Raw genomic sequence first — 20,980 nt, 5'->3', positions numbered from 1 at the left:
GCAAAGTCATAAAGAGGTAAGAATACCACAACAAAACAATAAGAATTAAGCCGGACAAAGATAGTTTGGTGGAGCTAAGCGGGATCGAACCGCTGACCTCTTGCATGCCATGCAAGCGCTCTCCCAGCTGAGCTATAGCCCCACATCACGCGATTGCGCTTTGCAGACAGTTTCCTTCGAACAATCAGAAACCTTAAGGGAAGTGTTTTATGGTGGAGCTAAGCGGGATCGAACCGCTGACCTCTTGCATGCCATGCAAGCGCTCTCCCAGCTGAGCTATAGCCCCATAAAACAGCGCAGAATTTTATGGGGGCGAATGTTTCCTGTCAATGCTTTATAGCGAATATTTGATACGATTCTAAAATTAAAAACTTAGAGCACCACATCAAAAGTTGGTATCATTAGATAAATCTTAAGAAGTAACCCTAGAGCAGTATATGATCAACTTTCCCACGGTGTTAGATGACTTAATGATGGCTCAGCAACCTATTCTCAAACGCAACAAAGAGATTTTTGGTTATGAACTGTTATTCCGTGGAATGGATGCCCAAAAAGCGCAATTTTCAGATGGTGAATTAGCAACTAGCCAAGTTCTTGTTAACCTCTGTATTGGTATTACAAAGATAGAATCACAACTGAGAAAGCCATTTTTCGTCAACATGACCACTGAGCTCATGCTATCGGATGCCTTTTTTCCAATCGACCATGACACGGTTTACATTGAAATTTTAGAAAGTCAGCGACTCACTCCCGAGTTTTATCAAGCGGTCGAAAAGTGGCGATCAGCAGGCTATCGCTTTGCTTTGGATGATTACCAATTTGAAGCAGACTATGAGGCTTTATTACCTTGGGTTTCCATTGTCAAAATTGATGTCCTTTCAACCCCACCTGAAAAATACATGGCAGAGATTGCTGCGTTAAAACGTCGTGGGATGGTATTACTGGCAGAAAAAGTGGAAAACGAAGCCATGTTTGAGCTTTGTAAAAAACTCGGTTTTGACCTCTTCCAAGGGTATTTCTTACAGCGCCCTGAGCTCATCAAAGGCAAAAAAATTGATTCGGCAACCCATGGTGCCATTGAACTCGTCAATGCTCTGCAAAATAAAGACATTAGTATTGATGACATTTCTCAATTGGTTGCAAAGAACCCTAAGCTGTCTTATCAATTACTCAGAATTCTTAACAGCCCTGTTTGCGGGATTGCGAAAAAAGTTATCTCAATCAAAGAGGCTGTTATCTTTTTAGGTTTGGTTAAACTAAAACGATGGGCGTTATTAATTACTTTAACTTCCTCCACATCACAGCCTAACGCGCTACTAAAAGTATTGTTAACCCGCGCCAGATGCTGCCAACTGCTCGCGGAAAAGGACCATGGGTCATTATCGGAATCCGCTTTTATGGTCGGTCTTATGTCTGGCATTGATGCTGTGTTTAATGTTGAGAAGCAAGTGATACTTGAGCAAACTGCTTTGGAAAACGGCGTGCTCGAAGCCATTCTTCATCAATCTGGCAAGTTGGGGCACTATTTGATACTGACTTTAAGCTGCGAAGATCAGCAATGGCAAAACATCGAAACGCTCAACAAAGCACAACTCTCTGAGTTAAATCGAGCGTTTATTGATGCCATGTTGTGGTCTGAAGAGGTCATGCAGTCAATTTGTTAATTATTTTTCGTTAAACAATTGACAGCCAAAGAAAAAACCATAGAATACGTCTCACCTTTTTCAAGGCCAGTGTGGTGGAATTGGTAGACACGACGGATTCAAAATCCGTTGCCGAAAGGCGTGGCGGTTCGAGTCCGCCTACTGGTACCAACATTAAAAAGCGCTTATGTATGACATAAGCGCTTTTTTTGTTTTAGGCTGAGTCAATTACTAAAACTCTTCAAAACCATGCGTCACGTAATCGGGTAAATCTTCTTCGTTAGGAATCGGCGTGGAGTGGCCAGATTCATCAATGGCCACAAATTTAAACAGGCCTTCCGTGACTTTTTCTCTGTGTCCAATACGCCCTCTTCGCACCCATGCCTCGACCATGATGTTCATGGAGGTGCGCCCAACCGATTCTACTCGTGTATAAACCCCCAAAATATCCCCCACTTTCACAGGACGAATAAAGCTCATGCCATCTAGAGCGACAGTGACCACCCGCGACTGGGCCCTTTGACCCGCACAGATTCCCGCAGCGATGTCCATTTGAGAAACGACCCAGCCGCCAAAAATATCACCAGCAGGGTTGGTATCTGCAGGCATAGCCACAGTACGAGTGGTTAAACGCCCTTTGGCTTTCACTTCAGAATTCGACATATGGTTTCCTTTCAATGTGACTTATGACATCTGTATCTCAGTCATCACCTTAGTATGGACAGAATTCGCAATAAAGCATTGCTCATGAGAGAGATGGTGTAAATGCTCAAGCATTGGCAAATCAGGTTTATGATTTCCAGAAAAGCTTACTTTAGGTCGTAATATCACCTCTGTCATCGCCATTTTCCCATCATCATTTTTTGCTAAAACACCGACAGCGTCGTCTCGATATTCATCAATAACAAAGCCTTTTTGGGCCGCAATCGAGAGAAAGAACAACATATGACAACTGGACAAAGACGCCACAAACGCTTCTTCTGGATCAACGTTTTCATCCACAGAATAGTTAGGCACAATATGCGATGATGAAGACGCGGGAACGCTTATACCACCGTCAAATTGCCAATGATGACCACGACTGTATCGGTTGTCTGTAAAGTGTTCATCCTTTTGTCTTGTCCAAACGACCAGTGCCGTATACTTCGCCATATGGCCTCCGTTATAGATAAGCTGCGACCTATAAAGTGATCTCTGCATTAACAATCTGCTGATTTAGAATGGCTAACTCCGCTAGACTAATAGGTTTGGAAATATAGTACCCCTGCATTAAGTCACAACCTTTGGCAACCAAACGATCATACAACAGCTTATTTTCCACACCTTCCGCTACCACATGATAATCATAATTACTCGCTATCGAAACCAGCGAATCGACAATCACATCGTGACCTTGTTCATCTCCCAAATCCGTAATAAAACTTCTGTCTATTTTTATTTCATCGACAGGGAAATTAATCAGTTGCTGGAACGAGGTGTAACCAGTTCCAAAATCATCTAACGATAATCGGCAGCCAAGTGCCCGCAGATTCTTAATCGTGTTCACACAAACGGCATCAACATCAATTAAAAAGGTTTCTGTAATTTCAATACACAGACGATCAAAGCGAACCCCGCTACGCTCGACTAACGCACTGAATCGATCCACAAACGAAGTATCCATTAGCTCTTGCGAAGACACGTTTATGGACAGAATAAAATCGTCTCCCAAACCAGAGGCCGCCACCTCATTCAGAGCCATATTAATGACCATCGCATCAATCTCTCGCACTAAACCTCGCTCTTCCGCGACGGAAATATAGACCTCTGGCGACATGTTTTTTAAGTCGCCAAAATTACTCCTTAATAAAGCCTCAACCCCAACAATCTTATGCCGAGACGCGCTGAAAATTGGCATATACAAAAGATAAAAAGCTTTTGCTTCAATGGCTTGAATGATTTGTTGTTCAATCGCACTTTTTTGTTCAGCAAGCTGGCTTATCTCATTACTAAACAATTGAATTCTTTCGTCTTTATTTAGAATCGCTTGACTGGCAATCTCCGCCCTATCTAGCACCAGTTGACTGTTAACTGGAACAGACTTCTCAATTGAGGCACCAATTTTGATGTCCAAACGAAGCTCTCCTAACCCCACCACGTTAATAGGCAACAACAACGAACGAATCAGTTTTTCTTCATCCTCAGCAGACAAAGCTTTGCGCCTTCTAACGAAGACCAAATCGTCATGACTCAGTCGAGCACTAATATAAAAATAACTGCGGAAGAATACCGAATGATTTTGAACAATTTCCTGGAGTAAGGTATTTGACATAGAGAGACCAAAATTGCGCACTAAGCTGTTCCAATTTATGATCTTCACGCGATAAAAAATCGCCTGATACCCTACGAGTTTTTGATATTTATGCTTGAAGCCATTGAGATTTAAAAGAGAGGTATTGTGATCATGATAGGCCTGATTTTTAATTCTTTTGGCTTCACGATATCGAAAGATAAAGTAAAAACATAAACCAACAACAAGCCAGCTGTAAAACAAAATCATGTAAAGCGTATGCTTCTCAAGATACACGCCTAATATTTTTAAGTCCGAAACCGTAAGTTGATAGGTACGTTGATCTTGTAGAGGTAAGTTATGCACAAAAAACTCAACACTGTGCACCGTACTCAAATCCACATAAGAAAGATCAAACGGAATGTTATGCATGTCTTCCCACCAGGTTTCCACTTTAAAGCGTGACAGTGGCACTTCATTAAACCCTTTACGATCGACACGAACTGCATGAAATTTATAATCTTTAACAAAGTCAGGTGATTCTTTACTTTCATCAAGGTAACTTTTCACAAAGATTCGCACAAGACCATCAAAATCTTCCGCGGTTGATTCAGCATGAAGCTTAAAAGAAATGGACTCATAGGAGTCTAAGGGAAATCCTTTACCCTCGACTTTTGGCAGGACCAACACCAAACCACACAAGTTATTTTCTGGCTGGTTTACAGGCTGACATGTGACTTGATAGCCAAGCGCATTGTCTTCTTCAATCGACCGGAGAGAAGAATTTTGCCCAGCAGGCAAAATACGTTCAAAAGCTTTGCTGCTTGAGGTCATCAAGTGTATTTGTTTTATATTCCAATCCGAATTAACAAAGATTAAAAAAACAAGACTTAACACTACGATAAACAAAAACGTAAAGCTAAAAACCCTTCTTAGAGAGAAGAATTTTTTAGTTTGATCCATTTTTTTACCATCGATAAGTTAATGAATTAAAGCAAGATTTATTACTATATCTGATTGATATAGAAAAAAGCCAATGTTTCCATTGGCTTTTTAATCATTAAGCTTAGCATCAACAAACACCGTTTAAAGGCTTATTTATGAGCCAACGCTGTCTGCGTACAATCCCCTTCAATGCGGTCTTTTTCTTCTGCTAAAATGTCCGCTGTAAACTGCCCCATAAAGCAACAACACACACCTTCCCCTATCATGGTTCGCGGCCCCATCGGGTGCCCAATGTGCTTATAAACACCGTGTGAATGACCATGATGCGAGTGTCCATGAGAATGTCCATGGCTATGGTGAGAATGCCCATGCGAGTGCTGGTGTGAATGCTCATGGCTGTGATCAGAATGGTGATGATGGCGATCAGACTCTGACAAGCCTTGTGTATCATCCTGAGGGTCCACGAACTCCGCATGGTGGTGATGAACTTCGACTTCCCCAGCAGCAAGACGACGCTTAAACGAACTCATCAAGGTTTCTTGGCCCGTTGCCAAGTCATCTTGTCGTATCTCCTCGACACGATTCACAAACGCATCAATCACCCTTGGATGATCATTCAGATAAGGTGTCTGAATGAACTCAGTCCCTGGGTTTTCACTCGCGACTTTATCAACATATCCTTGGATTCGCTTAATCAAGCGGCCAGTAAATAAGAAATAAGGCGCGACAACAATACGCTTAAAGCCCAATTTCAGAAGTTTTTCTAAACCCACACCAACAGAAGGGTATGTCACACCAGAATACACAGTGTCAGCCCAGCCAAAGCCCATATTTTCATTTACGATACGAGTTAATTTTGCCGCCTCGGCATTAGCCGATGTATCTGAAGTACCTCGTCCGACAACGACTAACATAGTATCGTATAGATTTTCTGGTGGTTGTTCTGGATCCAACCCTAAAGACTCATAAATACGGGCTTGAAAGGCTTCGATCATATCGTCCTGTAAGCCCAATTCACGACCATAGGTTATCTTCAGACCTGGATGCTTTTCTTCATAAGTCGTCAACACAGAGGGGATATCGTTTTTCGCATGAGTGGCTGCAAACAACATTCCTGGTACAGCATAAATCTCTTCCACACCCTGCTGAATAAGGCTATCTAGCCCCATATGAATGTTAGGAGCCGAAAACTCTAAAAAACCATACTCCACAGGCATGTCTGGATAACGGTTTTTTAAACCTTTGGCGACCAAACCAAATTCACGCTCGGCATCTTTGTCACGACTGCCATGACCACAGATCATAATGCCTTGTTTCTTCGGGAGTGTTGTATTGCTCATTACGTCTCTCTTAATAATCAATTTGGATAAGTAATCTTCTGCCCAAGACTACTATCTTTTTTGCTCTTGCTGCTGATCTAAATCAAGCAGCAAAGATTGAATCTCGGCTTCACAGCCATTGTCGTCTTGCCACATGCCTCGTTGAATGGCCTCTAATAAACGCTCTGCCATTTCTTCTAAAGCATGAGGGTTATTATCACGCATAAAGGCTTGATTGTCTGGGTCTAATAATAGCTGCTGAGTCACTTGTTCATACTGATAATCCGCAACCAAATCCGTAGTCGCATCATAAGCAAACAAATAATCCACGGTCGCCGTCATCTCGAATGCCCCTTTGTAACCGTGCTCTTGCATTGCTTGAATCCATTTTGGATTCAACACTCGCGAACGTACAACCCGATTGAGCTCTTCTTTTAACGTACGGATTTTAGGAGAACTGGGATTAGAATGATCATTATGATAAACACTCGGCGCTTGACCTCGAAACTGGGTCACCGCATTGGTCATACCACCTTGAAACTGGTAATAATCATCCGAGTCTAAAATATCGTGCTCCCGATTATCTTGGTTCTGAACCACGGCCTCAAGTCTCGATAAACGCTCGATAAACGCCCCTTTAGCTTCTACTCCGTCGTGTTTATCACCATCATAAGCATAGCCGCCCCAGTTCACATAAGCTTCAGCAAGATCACTGCGCTCATCCCAGCAACGCTCATCAATTAAACCTTGAAGTCCTGCACCATATGCACCTGGTTTACTACCGAATACTCGATAAGATGCTTGTCGTTTAGCACTTTCTGGATCCATACCATCGGCCAATAAGGCTGCCTCTCGTTCGGCAATATGACGACGGATAACGTTCCCTGTACCTGGTTCTTCGAAGTTCGCAATAACCTGCACAGCCGCATCATACAAACGCATGACATTGGCAAATGCATCACGAAAAAAGCCCGAGACTCGAAGCGTTACATCCACTCGAGGTCGACCCAATTGCATACAGGATAAGACTTCGAAATCCATCACTCGATTCGAACCGGGTGCCCAAATTGGACGAACGCCCATCAAAGCAAACGCTTGTGCAATGTCGTCACCTCCGGTACGCATGGTCGCCGTTCCCCATACCGACAAGCCCAATTCACTAGGGTAATCACCATGCTCTTGTAAATGCCGTTGAATGAGAGCCTCTGCCGACTTTTGACCAATCGCCCATGCCGCAGGCGATGGAATCGAACGATTATCTACCGAGAAAAAGTTACGTCCAGTTGGCAAGGTATCCAATCGACCGCGAGTAGGTGCACCACTTGGCCCTGGCGCAATAAAGCCACCAGATAACCCAGTTAACAAGGCATGAATCTCTTGTTTAGCACTTTCATGAAGCGCCTTTAATAGCTGCTGCTTAGCGTGCTTCAAAAGCTTCGCGGTGAGCGGCAAAGACGACATTAACGCCTCGACATTCTCTGGCCCGAGTAAATATTGCTTCACTAGATCCACCGCCAACAACTCAAGCCTTTCTTTTGTATCAGCATACGTTCGCCAATCACTCGAACTAATGGCTTGTAGTTGCTGTGGTTTTTCCCCCATCCAGATCGAGCGAGTCGCCTGCATAGGGTCAAAATCGTCCACCGTCAATACCAGATCTGCCACCAAAGCGTGCAGCAAACCGCGACTGTCATCTTGGTTTCCTCTAGGCAAACGCAATAAAGCTACTAGGGTGTCTGCAAGTTTAGAGTGCTCCGGCAACTCACCAAGACGATGCAAACCATGCCGTATTTGCGCTTCTTTGATTTCACACAAATACGCATCCAAGCCCTCTAAAACAGACTCCTCATCCTCTGCATCAATGCTGGTTAACTCTTCCAATAAATGTGTTTGTGTGACCTTCTCAAGTATTTTCTCGCGCAGCCAAGTTTCACGACGAATGTCCATGCCCATGGCTTGGTAATATTCGTCCACCAAATTTTCCAATTCGGCCATCTCGCCATAGGTTTCGGCTCGTGTCATCGGCGGCATCAAATGATCGATAATCACCGCTTGCGTACGACGCTTGGCTTGCGCCCCTTCCCCAGGGTCATTGACAATAAAAGGGTAAAAATGTGGCATCGCACCAAGGGCAATATCAGGCCAACATTGCTCAGACAGTGCCGTCCCTTTCCCTGGTAGCCATTCCAAGTTGCCATGTTTACCAACATGCACAAAGGCATCCACTTGATAAACATGTCGTAGCCAAAAATAGAACGCCAGATAACTGTGAGGTGGAATCAAATCAGGGTCATGGTAATTTGCCGCTAAATCTAAATTAAAGCCACGCGCAGGTTGAATACCCACAAACGTATCGCCTAAACGAATGCCCGCCAACATAAGGCGATACTGACCATTTTGAAGACGACACTTGTGGTCGTTTTCCGGTGGCCCCCAACGATCCCAGACCGCTTGTTGGCAAGCCAATGGCAACTGATAAAAGTGCTCTAAATAGTCTTCTAGCGCTAAACTCTGCCAGCAACCTCTTTCATGCAAGGTATTGGGGTTATTGGTTACTGCGCCTAATAAAGCTTCGATTAAGGCATTACCATTGTCAGGAACATCGTCAATCGGATAGCCTTGATCTTTCAAAGCATGCAATAAATTAACGGTTGAAGCCGGTGTGTCTAATCCCACACCATTACCAATTCGACCATCTTTGGTGGGGTAGTTTGCCAACACAAACGCAATACGTTTATCAGCATTCACCTTGGTAGATAGCATGACATAGCGATGCGCTAACTGAGCAACAAACTTAGCCCTTTCGGTGTGCAATTGATAACGCACTAAGTCAATTTGAGCGGCTTGATGATAATGACTCAAGGCCTTAAAACTGATGGCTCGCGTAATTACTCGACCATCCATTTCAGGTAAAACAATTTGCATCGCCACATCGCGGCTGCGTAAGCCTTGTGTTTGAGCTTGCCAATCCTCTTCCGTACTGGCTGACAAAATCAGCTGTAAGACCGGAATATCCGCATTAAAAGGAGATTGGAAATCACTTGGATTAGACGATAAATCAGGACTGGCCGCTCGATTCGCCGCAAACCCTGTGGTATTCAAAATGACCTTAGCTTGGCTTTTCTCAATTAGGGTGTCTATCAGCTGAATAGCAACATCGTCTTTTAGGGAGTTAACCGCTAAGGTTAAAGGTTGCAAACCTTGCGCTTTGAGTACATCGATTAAGTCATCAAAAACTTGCGTATTGCCGCTTTGCAATAACGAGCGGTAGAAAACCAACAAGACTACGGGACGACTTGCTGCTTCCCTTTGACAATCCGCTTGCCACTCTACATAACTGGCAACATTTCCTTGATGGTAAATCACCGCATTTGGCAAGGCGCTAGGCTCAGCCCAGTGGATTTTTTTATCGAAAAAACGTGCACTAATGAAACGCAAACAAGACAGAGAGTTGTTCAACCCACTCTCTCTTAAATAACGCCAGATACGATGATTGTCTTCATACTCAACATTGGAAGCTTGGCTTAACGCTGGATCTTCTGCATCATCGCCGGGCACCATAATCAATACTCGACCCGGTTTGGCTTGACGCCAAACCTGCAATTGCTGAAAGCCATAAGGCCAATAATGCTCACCACCTAATAGAGAGACCACAACAACTTTGGCGTTTTCGAGTACCTTATGCTCATACAAATCATAGGCAGCGGGTTTCACCAATTGCATCCAATTCGCCAAACGCACACTTGGCAGACCAGATTGATCTCCTAGATGGTCCAATGCTGCGCCGAGCGCGCCTAACACAGAGTCTGCAGCCGCTAGGATTACTAACTCTGCCGGACTCTGCCCTAGGTCGACAATGCCTTCGTCGTCAACAAACCCACCAGGTTTAGCCGCTAATAAATGCAAGGAAGCAAACCTTCAACTATGCGCTTAACGCGTCATTCAACGCGCCTTCAATGGTTTCTTTGTCGATGCCTTTACCGATAAAGACCAATTGTGTCTGACGAATTTCTTCCGCTTGCCACAAACGGTCAAAGTAACGATCCAAACGTCGACCTACGGCCTGAAAAACTTGGCGCATTGGCTTACCATGCACTGCCGCAAAGCCTTTCACGCGAAATATATTATGCTCTTCTATCAACTGCTCTAGTGCTTCTTGCAGCAAATCAGAGGATACTTCCCCCAATTTCACCACAAAAGAATCAAAGTGGTCGTGAGCATGTTCATGGTGCTCACCGTGCGCATGGTGATGATCATGATGATTATGTACATCATCGATACGAGATTCACTCGCTGCATCAATGCCAAGCAATTTGTCTAATTCTGCTTCACCATGCTCAATGTAAACTGTCTTCACAGTACTTGGCACTTCATTGGCAATCACAGCTTGGACTTTAGCCCGCTCAATCTCATCCAATAAATCGTTCTTGCTGACCACAACTAAGTCCGCAGCACTCAACTGATCGTCTAATAGCTCTTGTAAACTAGGGTCATGATCTAGGCTTTCATCCGCCAGACGCTGTGCTTGTACTTGCTCCTCGTTGTGAGCAAATCGTCCTGCTGCTACCGCAGGACCGTCTACAACGGTAATAACCGCATCTACTGTGCAATGCTCTTTAATGCCTGGCCAATTAAATGCCTGCACCAAAGGCTTAGGCAAAGCCAAACCACTGGTTTCAATCAGGATATGATCAATGTCATCACGACGCGCAACCAATTGCTCCATCACGGGAAGAAACTCTTCTTCCACTGTACAACAGATACAGCCATTCGCTAGCTCATAGAAACCCTCTTCACTACGCTGGCTGTCGCTCTGCTCATCATCACAATCCAAAGGGCAAGACCGTAGTAAATCTGAGTCAATGTCCAGTTCACCAAATTCATTCACAATAACCGCAATGCGTTTGCCAGCAGCTTGTTTTAAAACATTCGACAATAATGTGGTTTTACCACTTCCCAGAAAGCCCGTGACAATCGTTGTGGGGATTTTATTTAATTGCATGTGCCATCCTTTTTATTCTTAGGTCGGTGTATTTTGCGAAAAATATGCGCCTGACCCTTGTCATATAAATACGAATCAGCAAATTCCTCTGTATCGAGAACCTTACCAACCAAAATCAAACTGGTGCGAGTAAACTTTTTCTCTCGAACTTTAGCGACGATATCCGCCAGAGTGCCAACCACATAATCCTGATCAGGCCAACTGGTGCGATAGCACACCGCCACAGGACAGTCTTCGCCATAATAGGGAATAAGCTCTTCGACAATTTTATGAATACGAGTAATACCGAGATGAATGGCCAAAGTCGCACCACTTTGAGCCAAAGCCGGAAGACGCTCTCTTTCAGGAAACGGGGTCTTGCCTTCATAGCGAGTCATAATGACGGTTTGCGATACACCAGACAAGGTTAACTCTTTCTTTAATAAAGCAGCAGATGCTGCGACGGCACTGACACCTGGTATCACTTCATAATCAATATCAAGGGTTTCCAAACGCCGAATTTGCTCTCCAATTGCACCGTATAAAGCTGGGTCACCAGACTGCAAACGAGCCACATCTTTACCTTCTCTGGCTGCTTGCTCTATTACCGCTGTCGTTTCATCGAGATTCATTTCCGCCGTATCATAAATCGCATCCGCTGATCCTCGGACACTGTCAATGACCTGAGTTGGGATCAAAGAGCCTGCGTATAGAATCACTTGGCAAGCCGCAATGGTATTCACCGCTTTCACCGTCATCAGGTCTGGATCACCGGGGCCAGCACCAATAAAATACACCGTCATATTGAGTCTCTTAATTACAATTTCTTAGAGTAGCCACGAGGAGTATAAATCCACTCTTTTTGGCCATTAACAATGTGCTTGCTGTCAGAATTTCCAACGCTCACCATGGTAAACATATCCACATCTTTAGCATCTAATTCGCCCAGAGTGATAAATCGAATCATTTCTTCTGGGCGGGTTAACTGACGACCAATCATGACCGGCGTCGTTGCCGGTCGATATTGCAACAGAACATCGCGAGCATGATTCAACTGCCAATCACGTTTTTTCGATACCGGATTATAAAACGAAACAACAAAATCCCCAGCACCACAGGCATGCAGTCGTTTATCAATGGTTTCCCAAGGGGTTAATAAATCAGAAAGGGAAATGGTACAAAAGTCATGTCCTAACATGGCACCAACACGACTGGCTCCAGCCTGCATGGCTGAAATACCTGGAATCACTTCAATATCCACATCCAGCCACTCAGGGTGAGACTCTTTCCCTTGTAGCTGCAGATCAAGTAATTCAAATACTAAAGTCGCCATGGCATAGATGCCAATGTCACCACTAGAAATTAAAGCAGTCGTCTTGCCTTCAGCGGCTAATGATAAAGCCAACCGAGCACGACCAATTTCTTCACCTAAAGGTAAGTCATGAAACTGCTTACCTTCACTTAAATCACCTAATAAATTGAGGTAATAACCATAGCCCACCCAATCACTGCATGCCGCGAGTGCTCGCGTCGCATTCGGCGTCACTAGGCCCAAGTCTCCTGGGCCCATTCCCATCACAAAAAGTTTGCTCATTTTTACTCTACAAATCACAGTTTTGCCGAATAGGCATGAATAGCAGGTATTGTACACTTAATACCAAAAAGGAGGGATGAAAACAGCGGGATTTAAAATGAAGTATTCTCAGGCAATAAGAATTTTACGATTCTACTTTTAATAACTGACAAGACATATGAGTGCCGTCTTCTAACTCCAGTTCAGCCTCATTCTGGTGAGCCCAGAATGTAAGGGATTCACCTAAATAGCTGGCACCTGAAGCACTCACGGCATGAGTCAAATAATGGCTTCTGCCCTGCCATACAATCTCAGCTCGATTACCATGAAAATAAGCCTGTAGATTTTGTTTCTCACAGCGATAAGAGACTATATTGGTTTGCTCAACCTCTTCTAAGTTAGACTGAGCAGCTTGATCAGATTCACCAGACGGTTGAGAAGAACAAGCGCTTAAAAGGATCGCGACACCAAAGATAGCACCATTTGATAAGGTAAATTTGCTACAAAACATAACTAAGACTCCCTTCTTATTAAGCCAGCTGTAAAAGCGTTAATATAAAGAAAAGGGCATCAAAATGAAGCAAACCACCTCTCTCAAATGGTTATTTTTTGTTACCAAACCGTGAGAAATGTGTCATTACGTGAAAAACAAAGGCAGCAAAGTAGAAAACCGCTATCTAGCCCTATTAAAGCTTTGACAAAACTCGATTTGAGCAAGTATATTTCATGCATCGGGAGAGATTCCGATTTCGTTCTCGGGGCGGGGTGAAATTCCCCACCGGCGGTAAAGAATTCATTTCTAAGCCCGCGAGCGCCTAATTTTTTTATTAGGGTCAGCAGATCTGGTGTGACTCCAGAGCCGACGGTTATAGTCCGGATGATAGAGAGCGCGTCAGACAAGACCTCTACTGGTATTGCCTCTTGGCAATGTCACATTATGGTATGCCGTATTATTACGGTGTGTTTGCCTGCCCGTTCGCCCTGATTCACATTTCGCTTTTATAGGATACAAAAATGAATCAGAGCTCAACGAATCAACATGATTTCAATCCAGCTAACAAACGTATTGCGATCTTACATGCTGCATGGCATGAAGACATCGTAATGAACTGTGTCAATGCTTTTACTGAAGAGCTAAGTGCGCGTGGTTACTCAAAAGATTTAATCGATCTTATCCCAGTGCCAGGTGCTTATGAAATTCCACTACAGGCGAAACTTCTTGCAAAAAGTGGTCAATATGCCGCTATTGCAGGTACAGCACTTGTCGTCGACGGTGGCATTTATCGCCATGACTTTGTTGCTCAAACAGTTTGTAGTGCGCTAATGCAAGTTCAGTTAGAGACAGAAATACCTGTTTTGACTGCCGTACTGACACCACATAACTTCCATGAACATGATGAGCACAAAAACTACTTTAGTCGCCATTTTGTTAAAAAAGGAACGGAACTCGCCAATGCTTGCGACCAAGCCGTTCGCTTAACCGAGGCAGCTAAACAGCTGGCCTAATCGAGTGACTAGTATTCCGCTCTATATAATTTAGAGCGGAATATCTCATTACAAAGCCAAAATAGACAAGAGTGTAATAGCACTTGGTAACGCTTGAATATAAAGAATTTTCTTACTTGAACTGATGCCGCCATAAATGCCGGCAACCAAAACACAAAGCAAAAAGAAAACCACCACCGACTGACCATTCTGACCTAACCATAGCCCCCACAATAAACCGGCACCAAGAAAACCGTTATACAAACCTTGGTTTGCAGCCAAAACCTTAGTAGAAGCAGCAAACTCTTCGGTCAAACCAAACGCTTTACGTCCCTTAGGGGTCGTCCAACAAAACATTTCCAAATACAGAATGTAGAAATGCAACAGCGCAACCGCCGCCACTAGAATCATTGCTACAACAGCCATCTCCCCTCCTTACTATTGGGATTCGCTATCACTGATTTGTTCAGCAATATCCAACTTATTCTCAAAATCTTTCAATACCAAGCGTAATGCCTCAACAGCCACATCAGGCGCAATTGCATTGGTTTCTAATAATTCAATTAAATCCACCGCCAACTTAACATGGTTCGGTGCTCTCTCTAAGCTCATCTTGTTATCCTTTATAAAGCTTATGGTAATTAGGGGGTATGGTAGCGCTCGGCCAAACCGTCGGAACGGAGTTGATTGTTTTGTGATAGCGTAGCGTTAAAGCACAAAACGAGCAACGCAGTTGAGGTCGGATTGAGCCGTTTGTTAAGTGGCATCGCCGCTCTCGCCAAATAACGGCTTGCTAAATTCACGCCCCCCGACTTTTGATTGCTCTTCACCGACTAGGCTGATCAGGTTGTTAACCAACAATAGCGCCATTTCGACTTCTTCATGCTTATACGGAAAATACGGATTACGACCTGTAGGTAAAGCTGTGTCACCATAATGTTGGTAGTTTCTGGAGTTGCCATCTGAGTGAGCTACAGCTGTATTCCTCTTATCAATTATTCGCTCATGGAATTTCCGGAGGTTATCCACCTGAGTCTTAAGCATACTTGACCTGAAGTTGCCAAACTCATGACTAACCGGTTCTTTGAATTCTTTAGCTATGGGGTTTGATGTAGTAAAAACTCGACCATAGGAGACAATAAAGGCCACATAAAGTGATTCATAAATTGTTCTTTCTTCGGAAAACGATTTTCCTAATGGAAGTTTTAACATCGCCTCGCAATATCGCTTGCACTGCAAGAGATCATCAAGAGCCATAGTAATTCTATCGTAATAATAGCGATCTTTACTCATAGCATCCTTTGCCACTTAACGTCAAGCCAAAGCGCCGCTGCTTTTTAGCGGTCGCTTTCGGCGAATTGTTGTTTGATGACGAGGAAAAAAAGCATCTGAATATATTCAGATGTCATCCCGTCACCGAGGAATTAACAAGAGAAAGCGTGGAAAAAGAAAGAAAGCTATGATTGCTCATGCATTGCCTTAAAATGAAGTGCTTGTCTGTTGTAACAACCCACTTCGTTGTTCATCAGCAAGCACTTCATTTTAAGGTTAAAAGAGTAAAAGGCTGTCAATCATATTTCCAATACTCTTTCACTCTAAAAATCCTTCTCAATATACTGGATGGATATACATAAAATATCTTATATGTACTACCCTTGTATCAAGTAACCACGCATTCTATTCGCAAACAACATTTTGATAATGCGCATGCGCGTTTAGACAATTCCAAAATTTCGCCAATATCTTTATAAATAGCTGAAAAGTAATGCTTTTATAAACATATTCACAAAAACCAAAACTGGAAAAACGAGCGTGCGCGTTATTTCATTTTTCCACGGCCTGTTATTTCTGCTGAGGATATTCTTATCCATTGATACCAAAAGGCTTTATATTTTTCTACCAGTACAAACGCGCAAAAATGTGAATGTTTTTTAAACAAACCGTGCCAGAAATTTGAAAGCAAAAAAAACTGTATATTTATACAGATTGTTAACAATTATCCACAAAGAGTGTGTGATGTCTTCCAGTCCATTTTTTGACATTAATGCGCTTCCAGCTCATCACCCCCTCTCATAACCAATTTGGCGAATAACCTTAATCACTTAGCTTTACTACAAACACAAAAATACAACTTCAACTTACAATAAAAGTTGTATTTCAAAATACCGTTTTGTAAAACTTAGACACCAAACCCGTGTCTGATTACACTGCGTTTATCAGACCAACTTCGTTATTCCCACAAACCGCTTTTAAACGTAAAAAGAGATAATGAGCTTCTTGAGACAATTCTCGACGCACTTTTTAATGTAGTAATGGATTTCGCGAAAGGACTCAAGCGATTTTTTGCATTCCTTGAAACAGAGAGTTTTGCATCGTTTGGCAAAAGTTACCCGCCTAGCAGGGCGGAAAAATGCTCCCCAACCAAAGCAATTGAAAGGGGCCCGAAAATAATTCGGGCAAGAAGAAAAGAGAAGAAAAAGAAAGGGATCAGAGCCCTTTCTTATTTGAAATTGATGTAAAGAATTAACATATCTCGATAACAAATACTTGGGTATCGGATAAAAGGGCTTTGAGCCCTTTAGTTCTTTTAGATTAGGGAGACGAACTCGTTGACCAACTGCTTCAACGCATCGCCGCTGCTCGTGCCGAAAGTGAAGTGCTTGCCAAGTCCGCGAAAAAGACGGGGAAAAAACGGGGAAAAAGACAAGCAAGAGCTAACCCCCTCCCAGCCTCCCCTTTAGCAGGGGGAGGGAACAAAGACTCGCTCCGCTTTGCCTGAATTAAAAATATGAATACAAGGTGTTTGAATGGAAACTACTATGAAAACTTATTGTTTTACATCCCGCCGAAATGCCAGTGGTGATTTGCCCATTCTTTGATTAAAAAGACGCCTGAAACTTCGGTCAGAGGTCCAACCTACCATTTCTGTAATGTCGCTTATCGAGTGTTTTGTCGTTTGCAGGAGTTCCGCTGCCAACTGTATACGCCAGTGGCTTAAATAGGTGATGGGGCCAACGCCAACTAATTGTTGGAAGCGTTGTGCAAAACTGGATCGAGACATTCCCGCATGAATTGCGAGGCGAGTGACGCTCCAATGTTTTTCCGGGTGACGATGAATGGCGGCTAGAGCTTTACCAACTTTTTTATCCAATAAACCTGGCAGCCAACCTTTGGGGTGCTTTGTTTCTGACAAGATATAAGAGCGAAGTTGGCCGATGATAATCAATTCTACTAATTGAGCTGCAATGGCCACAAAACCCGGTTGCTTATTACTGGCATCCTGACTGAGAAAAGCAATGGCAGATTGAAAGGAGGGAAACTCTGTACCTTGGTATTGTCGTAGAATGATCGCGCTTGGTAATGCTTTTAATAGGTCGAGTTGCACATTAGGTTGAAATTCAAAGGCAAAGGAGAGTAGTGTTGTCTTTGCTCCGCCGCCGCCCCAATTGATCTGATGCAATTCACTCGGCAGGTAGTGATCAAAACCAGCAAAGTTGTCTCCCTTCCATAGGGCTCGTAATGGCGCTATCTGTGCATTATCAGACGAGTAGAAATTGAACTCTCCTCCGATGGGAACCAGAACGGAGTCGCCGGCTAGCAATAATTCCGGCTCACTGTCAGGCGCAGAAAACCAAAGCTCTCCTGCCACAATATTAAAGCAATACCCGGCAGGGAATGACTTGGTTTCAAAACCCCAAGGTTCACTCAACTGCCAGTTTGAGATAATAGTAGAACGTAATTTCAGCGATAAAAGTACGTCACTCAGTAAGTCCATAATGAAGTCTGCAAGTTTATCTTTGGATTATATGACCGATAATATGGATTATCTTGTGTATATTGTCCAATTTATATCTCCTATTCTGTACTTCCAATAAAAATAAGAAGGATAAGGCCATGAAATTTCTTCGAAATACGTGGTATTGCGCTGGTTGGAGCCAGGATTTACTGGATAAACCATTAGCTATTACATTACTTAATGAACCTGTTGTGATCTATCGCGGTGAAGATGGCACAGCAATCGCTTTAGAAGATCGGTGTCCTCATCGGTTTGCCCCCCTAAGCAAAGGGAAAGTACAAGGCAATAATATTGCCTGCGGGTATCATGGTCTGGTATTCGATGCTAAAGGAAATGGTACGTATAACCCTCATGGTAACGGCGCTATCCCGAAGGGGTGTAGTGTTAAATATTACCCTGTCATTGAAGCACAAGGTGTTATATGGATTTGGATGGGGGAAGCAAGCCAAGCAGACCCTGCCAGTATCATCGATATTGGTGAGTGCGATAAGCGCGAAGGTTGGACATCGGTACACGGTTACCTCAATGTAAAATGCCACTACGAATTAGTGGCAGATAACTTGCTCGATCTTAGTCATGTTCCCTACTTACATTCTTTTCTTTCCTCGGATGAAGAGCCACCAGCAGGCTTTAAAGAGGAGCGTAAAGTAGAAGTAGAAGGCAATACCGTGTGGTCTATGCACTGGAATTACAATTGCCCGGTTTCGCCATTATTTTCGCTACTTTGGGACGAAGCTCCCGCGATTGGTACTCTGCGTGCTCATATGTGCTGGCAGCCCCCTAGTGTGCTGTATTTGGATACTGGCTTTTCAGCAGAAAATGGCACCATTGAAGACGGCGCCTGTTTTCCTGGGATTCATTTAATTACCCCAGAAAACGAGCATACCTCGCATTACTTCTACGCGGTTGCCCGCAACAAAAAACTTGACGATGCCGGTTTAAACGAAGGTATACGCATTCAAATCAATAACGCGTTTGAGTTTGAGGATGAACCTATGGTCGAAGCCTGTCATGAACGCATGCCAGAGACGGATTTAATCGCACTAAAACCTGTGTACCTTCCCGGTGATGTGGCCGGTATGCGTGCGAGACGAAAATTACAGGAATTGATTCAAGCCGAAACAAGTGCCTAAAGCATGAGCTTGCTTGTTCTGCTTTAAAGAGGCTGAGTTTTAAGGGAGTAAACTCAGCCTCTTTATTAAGCTTGGTAAATCATCACGCTCATGTCTTGAATATGTTTGATTAAGGTTGGGCTGGTGATGCTGCTTTCATCGACTAAGTCGATCAACTAGGGGCTGTTTAGGTCATCTAGCTCGTGCTGAAGGTGAGAGAGGGTATCGGCTTGCAGCTGTCATAGTGCTTTTTTGTAGTTTTGTATGCGTTGTTTCCAACGTTCTGCCGGTAAGTGGTCTTCTGTCATCCTTATCGTCTCTTTGGCCTGATCGATTAAAACATTATGACACAACTTAAATGCTGCAAAACCCTTAAGGATCCCTCAGGGTCAAAGCCCTTTTTTATTTGGTCGCCCTCTTCTAGGCATCCCAACTTTGCGCTGCAGTTGTTTTTCTATTTGTTCTTTAAAGAAATCATTACCTAAGGAAGGTACGAATAAATCTACTAAGCCTCACGAATTAAATTCATATCTTGAGTCTCTATATGCCCTTAAAATAACTTCAGATAAGCAGAAGACCTTTCTTCTTTGCTCCTTCCAAGCGCCTCAAACAAAAAGTGCGGCTTTAAAAACACGATCTCTCTGTTTCCTGAGTTATGACATCTTGGCATCATTTCCTCCTTGAAATTGATGTAAAGAATTAACGTATCACGATAACAAATGCCTAGCTATCGGATAAAAGGCTTTGACCCCTTTAGTTCTCCTTTAGTTCCTTAGTTTCGTTATGTGCATTACCCACGGTCTGCAGGATGGTTGACACCGTCATAAGTTGGGATACCTTGTATTTTTAGAGGATTTATACCTTCAAGACAAGCAACATTAAACCCATATTGAGTTGGGTTTGACCTGCGTTGATGATGGGTATAAATACCGCACTGACTACAAAAATAGTGCTTTGCAGTTTTGGTATTAAATTGATAGAGCTTTAGTACCTCGGAACCTTTGACAATGTTGATACCAGACAACGGCACAGAAGCAGCTATTGCGCCTCGTCTGCGACACATAGAGCAATCACAGCGACGCACGTCAACTAACCCTTCGGGTAATTCGAGTTCAATTTCAACTGCACCACAATGGCAAGTAGCCTTGTGTTTTAATTGTATTTTTACTCCGTCAACTTCCTTTAAATTAATAACCATTGTTGACTCCTTGTAGACACATAACGCCTCGTTAAGAGGCAAAAAATTGTTGGCTAAAATTAGCGAGGAAGGAGCAAAAAGCCAACTGTTTTTTTGTCCTTTTAAACGACTTGTTAGCAGTACGTCACCACTAAACCGTTGGTTCCCATTTCCCACATTTTATGTAAGTAGCTTCTGAGTCACTTGGCCATGGTGGCATAGTAATACATATAAATTTTAAATCATCGCCTGATACGTTGCGATATTGAAATGATGTACCTTGAGGAATATCTATTGAAGTACCTGGAACAAGAGTGCTTACATTGCTTTCTGAACCATTATCTCTCCAGATTTCACCATGCCCTTCCAAAACGTACCAAAACTCACTGACTGTTGCATGGACAACAGGCTTATTTACTTGATAAGGCGGAACCGTACTATGGATCATGCCACCAGTTGTTCCATCCATAATAAAACGAACATCAGCACCTGCTGGTGATTTTTTATCTGCCTTTTCAGGGAGAGTAGTTGTTTTCATTTTCATCCTTAAATGCGAGTTAAAACTTAATATTTGATTTGTACTGCTAACATCTATGGACACTCCGATTTTTGCAAGCAAAATCAAGCTTTAACAAGAGTAGTTTTGCAGCCATCTATTCGGATTTTTTACGAGATATTAA

At 43.3% G+C, this 20,980-nt stretch carries 18 protein-coding genes, 3 tRNA genes and 1 riboswitch; of the genes, 4 read left to right on the top strand and 17 right to left on the bottom strand.

Translation table 11 applies throughout. The features are described from left to right. Window positions 1–66: 66 nt before the first annotated feature. Window positions 67–142, bottom strand: a tRNA-Ala gene (locus DFP76_RS16615). Window positions 143–210: 68 nt separating this feature from the next. Next, window positions 211–286 (bottom strand) — tRNA-Ala (locus DFP76_RS16610). Window positions 287–437: 151 nt separating this feature from the next. Here DFP76_RS16610 and DFP76_RS16605 point away from each other — a divergent pair. Together DFP76_RS16605 and DFP76_RS16600 are read left to right on the top strand one after the other, a co-directional pair. Beyond that, window positions 438–1,664: an EAL and HDOD domain-containing protein gene (locus DFP76_RS16605; protein WP_113875687.1), complete on the top strand. Its 1,227-nt coding sequence runs from the start codon at window positions 438–440 to the stop codon at window positions 1,662–1,664. A 65-nt stretch (window positions 1,665–1,729) separates the two neighbouring features. Further along, window positions 1,730–1,814, top strand: a tRNA-Leu gene (locus DFP76_RS16600). Between the two features lie 60 nt (window positions 1,815–1,874). Here the strand turns inward: DFP76_RS16600 and DFP76_RS16595 are convergent. The 9 genes from DFP76_RS16595 to DFP76_RS16555 form a co-directional block, all read right to left on the bottom strand. Further along, on the bottom strand, window positions 1,875–2,306 hold the full coding sequence (locus DFP76_RS16595; RefSeq protein ID WP_113875686.1) for an acyl-CoA thioesterase: 432 nt from the start codon (window positions 2,304–2,306) through the stop codon (window positions 1,875–1,877). Window positions 2,307–2,327: 21 nt separating this feature from the next. Beyond that, the gene (locus DFP76_RS16590; RefSeq protein WP_113875685.1) at window positions 2,328–2,795 is read right to left on the bottom strand and encodes an OsmC family protein; all 468 of its coding nucleotides are present in this window, start codon (window positions 2,793–2,795) and stop codon (window positions 2,328–2,330) included. A 28-nt stretch (window positions 2,796–2,823) separates the two neighbouring features. Then, complete coding sequence (locus DFP76_RS16585) at window positions 2,824–4,746, bottom strand: EAL domain-containing protein (protein ID WP_245931962.1); 1,923 nt, start codon at window positions 4,744–4,746, stop codon at window positions 2,824–2,826. 260 nt (window positions 4,747–5,006) lie between these two features. Continuing rightward, a complete protein-coding gene (locus DFP76_RS16580; RefSeq protein WP_113875683.1) occupies window positions 5,007–6,197 on the bottom strand; it encodes a sirohydrochlorin chelatase in 1,191 nt (396 codons plus the stop codon). Between the two features lie 51 nt (window positions 6,198–6,248). After that, on the bottom strand, window positions 6,249–10,082 hold the full coding sequence (gene cobN, locus DFP76_RS16575) for a cobaltochelatase subunit CobN (RefSeq protein ID WP_113875682.1): 3,834 nt from the start codon (window positions 10,080–10,082) through the stop codon (window positions 6,249–6,251). Window positions 10,083–10,098: 16 nt separating this feature from the next. Further along, window positions 10,099–11,178 carry a cobalamin biosynthesis protein CobW gene (gene cobW / locus DFP76_RS16570; RefSeq protein ID WP_113875681.1) on the bottom strand — a complete coding sequence of 360 codons (1,080 nt, stop codon included), beginning with the start codon at window positions 11,176–11,178 and terminating at the stop codon, window positions 10,099–10,101. After that, window positions 11,169–11,960 (bottom strand): precorrin-4 C(11)-methyltransferase, encoded by a 792-nt coding sequence (gene cobM / locus DFP76_RS16565; RefSeq protein WP_113875680.1) that lies wholly within the window; start codon window positions 11,958–11,960, stop codon window positions 11,169–11,171. Before cobM ends, cobW begins: the two co-directional genes overlap by 10 nt. A 14-nt stretch (window positions 11,961–11,974) precedes the next feature. Then, a complete protein-coding gene (cobJ, locus tag DFP76_RS16560) occupies window positions 11,975–12,751 on the bottom strand; it encodes a precorrin-3B C(17)-methyltransferase (protein ID WP_113875679.1) in 777 nt (258 codons plus the stop codon). A 124-nt stretch (window positions 12,752–12,875) separates the two neighbouring features. Further along, the gene (locus DFP76_RS16555) at window positions 12,876–13,241 is read right to left on the bottom strand and encodes an MliC family protein (RefSeq protein WP_113875678.1); all 366 of its coding nucleotides are present in this window, start codon (window positions 13,239–13,241) and stop codon (window positions 12,876–12,878) included. 236 nt (window positions 13,242–13,477) lie between these two features. Continuing rightward, window positions 13,478–13,623, top strand: a riboswitch (FMN riboswitch). A gap of 121 nt (window positions 13,624–13,744) precedes the next feature. Between DFP76_RS16555 and DFP76_RS16550 the strand changes: the two genes are divergently transcribed. Continuing rightward, window positions 13,745–14,236, top strand: coding sequence for a 6,7-dimethyl-8-ribityllumazine synthase (locus DFP76_RS16550; protein WP_113875677.1), 492 nt, complete (start codon window positions 13,745–13,747; stop codon window positions 14,234–14,236). Between the two features lie 48 nt (window positions 14,237–14,284). On the opposite strand, the gene DFP76_RS16545 is transcribed toward DFP76_RS16550, so the two are convergent. The 4 genes from DFP76_RS16545 to DFP76_RS16525 all read right to left on the bottom strand — a co-directional run bounded on the left by DFP76_RS16545 (window position 14,285) and on the right by DFP76_RS16525 (window position 17,990). Further along, window positions 14,285–14,641 (bottom strand): DUF1304 domain-containing protein, encoded by a 357-nt coding sequence (locus DFP76_RS16545; protein WP_113875676.1) that lies wholly within the window; start codon window positions 14,639–14,641, stop codon window positions 14,285–14,287. Window positions 14,642–14,653: 12 nt separating this feature from the next. Next, entirely contained in the window at window positions 14,654–14,827 is a 174-nt protein-coding gene (locus DFP76_RS16540; RefSeq protein WP_113875675.1) for a DUF2496 domain-containing protein, read from the bottom strand. Window positions 14,828–14,971: 144 nt separating this feature from the next. After that, window positions 14,972–15,508 (bottom strand): hypothetical protein, encoded by a 537-nt coding sequence (locus tag DFP76_RS16535; protein ID WP_113875674.1) that lies wholly within the window; start codon window positions 15,506–15,508, stop codon window positions 14,972–14,974. Between the two features lie 1,534 nt (window positions 15,509–17,042). Beyond that, complete coding sequence (locus DFP76_RS16525) at window positions 17,043–17,990, bottom strand: AraC family transcriptional regulator (protein WP_013795842.1); 948 nt, start codon at window positions 17,988–17,990, stop codon at window positions 17,043–17,045. A 119-nt stretch (window positions 17,991–18,109) separates the two neighbouring features. Between DFP76_RS16525 and DFP76_RS16520 the strand changes: the two genes are divergently transcribed. Then, window positions 18,110–19,144 (top strand): aromatic ring-hydroxylating oxygenase subunit alpha, encoded by a 1,035-nt coding sequence (locus DFP76_RS16520; protein WP_013795841.1) that lies wholly within the window; start codon window positions 18,110–18,112, stop codon window positions 19,142–19,144. 769 nt (window positions 19,145–19,913) lie between these two features. Here DFP76_RS16520 and DFP76_RS16515 read toward each other — a convergent pair. Together DFP76_RS16515 and DFP76_RS16510 are read right to left on the bottom strand one after the other, a co-directional pair. After that, on the bottom strand, window positions 19,914–20,321 hold the full coding sequence (locus DFP76_RS16515) for a GFA family protein (RefSeq protein WP_013795840.1): 408 nt from the start codon (window positions 20,319–20,321) through the stop codon (window positions 19,914–19,916). Window positions 20,322–20,451: 130 nt separating this feature from the next. Beyond that, window positions 20,452–20,838: a cupin domain-containing protein gene (locus DFP76_RS16510; protein WP_113875672.1), complete on the bottom strand. Its 387-nt coding sequence runs from the start codon at window positions 20,836–20,838 to the stop codon at window positions 20,452–20,454. Between the last annotated feature and the right edge of the window lie 142 nt (window positions 20,839–20,980).

It is taken from the genome of Marinomonas aquiplantarum, from assembly GCF_003314975.1.
GTDB lineage: Bacteria > Pseudomonadota > Gammaproteobacteria > Pseudomonadales > Marinomonadaceae > Marinomonas > Marinomonas aquiplantarum.
The sequence above is the reverse complement of the archived record's forward strand: the minus strand, read 5'-3'. Positions and strand labels throughout refer to the sequence as shown.

Bases quoted from the DNA above. Each gene is read 5' to 3' on its own strand.
- DFP76_RS16550 (WP_113875677.1), top strand. From the start codon at position 13,745: ATGAATCAGAGCTCAACGAATCAACATGATTTCAATCCAGCTAACAAA.
- DFP76_RS16540 (WP_113875675.1), bottom strand. From the start codon at position 14,827: ATGAGCTTAGAGAGAGCACCGAACCATGTTAAGTTGGCGGTGGATTTA.
- DFP76_RS16525 (WP_013795842.1), bottom strand. From the start codon at position 17,990: ATGGACTTACTGAGTGACGTACTTTTATCGCTGAAATTACGTTCTACT.
- DFP76_RS16510 (WP_113875672.1), bottom strand. From the start codon at position 20,838: ATGAAAACAACTACTCTCCCTGAAAAGGCAGATAAAAAATCACCAGCA.
- DFP76_RS16545 (WP_113875676.1), bottom strand. From the start codon at position 14,641: ATGGCTGTTGTAGCAATGATTCTAGTGGCGGCGGTTGCGCTGTTGCAT.
- cobJ (WP_113875679.1), bottom strand. From the start codon at position 12,751: ATGAGCAAACTTTTTGTGATGGGAATGGGCCCAGGAGACTTGGGCCTA.
- DFP76_RS16595 (WP_113875686.1), bottom strand. From the start codon at position 2,306: ATGTCGAATTCTGAAGTGAAAGCCAAAGGGCGTTTAACCACTCGTACT.
- DFP76_RS16585 (WP_245931962.1), bottom strand. From the start codon at position 4,746: ATGACCTCAAGCAGCAAAGCTTTTGAACGTATTTTGCCTGCTGGGCAA.
- cobM (WP_113875680.1), bottom strand. From the start codon at position 11,960: ATGACGGTGTATTTTATTGGTGCTGGCCCCGGTGATCCAGACCTGATG.
- DFP76_RS16535 (WP_113875674.1), bottom strand. From the start codon at position 15,508: ATGAGTAAAGATCGCTATTATTACGATAGAATTACTATGGCTCTTGAT.
- DFP76_RS16555 (WP_113875678.1), bottom strand. From the start codon at position 13,241: ATGTTTTGTAGCAAATTTACCTTATCAAATGGTGCTATCTTTGGTGTC.
- cobW (WP_113875681.1), bottom strand. From the start codon at position 11,178: ATGCAATTAAATAAAATCCCCACAACGATTGTCACGGGCTTTCTGGGA.
- DFP76_RS16520 (WP_013795841.1), top strand. From the start codon at position 18,110: ATGAAATTTCTTCGAAATACGTGGTATTGCGCTGGTTGGAGCCAGGAT.
- DFP76_RS16605 (WP_113875687.1), top strand. From the start codon at position 438: ATGATCAACTTTCCCACGGTGTTAGATGACTTAATGATGGCTCAGCAA.
- DFP76_RS16580 (WP_113875683.1), bottom strand. From the start codon at position 6,197: ATGAGCAATACAACACTCCCGAAGAAACAAGGCATTATGATCTGTGGT.
- DFP76_RS16515 (WP_013795840.1), bottom strand. From the start codon at position 20,321: ATGGTTATTAATTTAAAGGAAGTTGACGGAGTAAAAATACAATTAAAA.
- DFP76_RS16590 (WP_113875685.1), bottom strand. From the start codon at position 2,795: ATGGCGAAGTATACGGCACTGGTCGTTTGGACAAGACAAAAGGATGAA.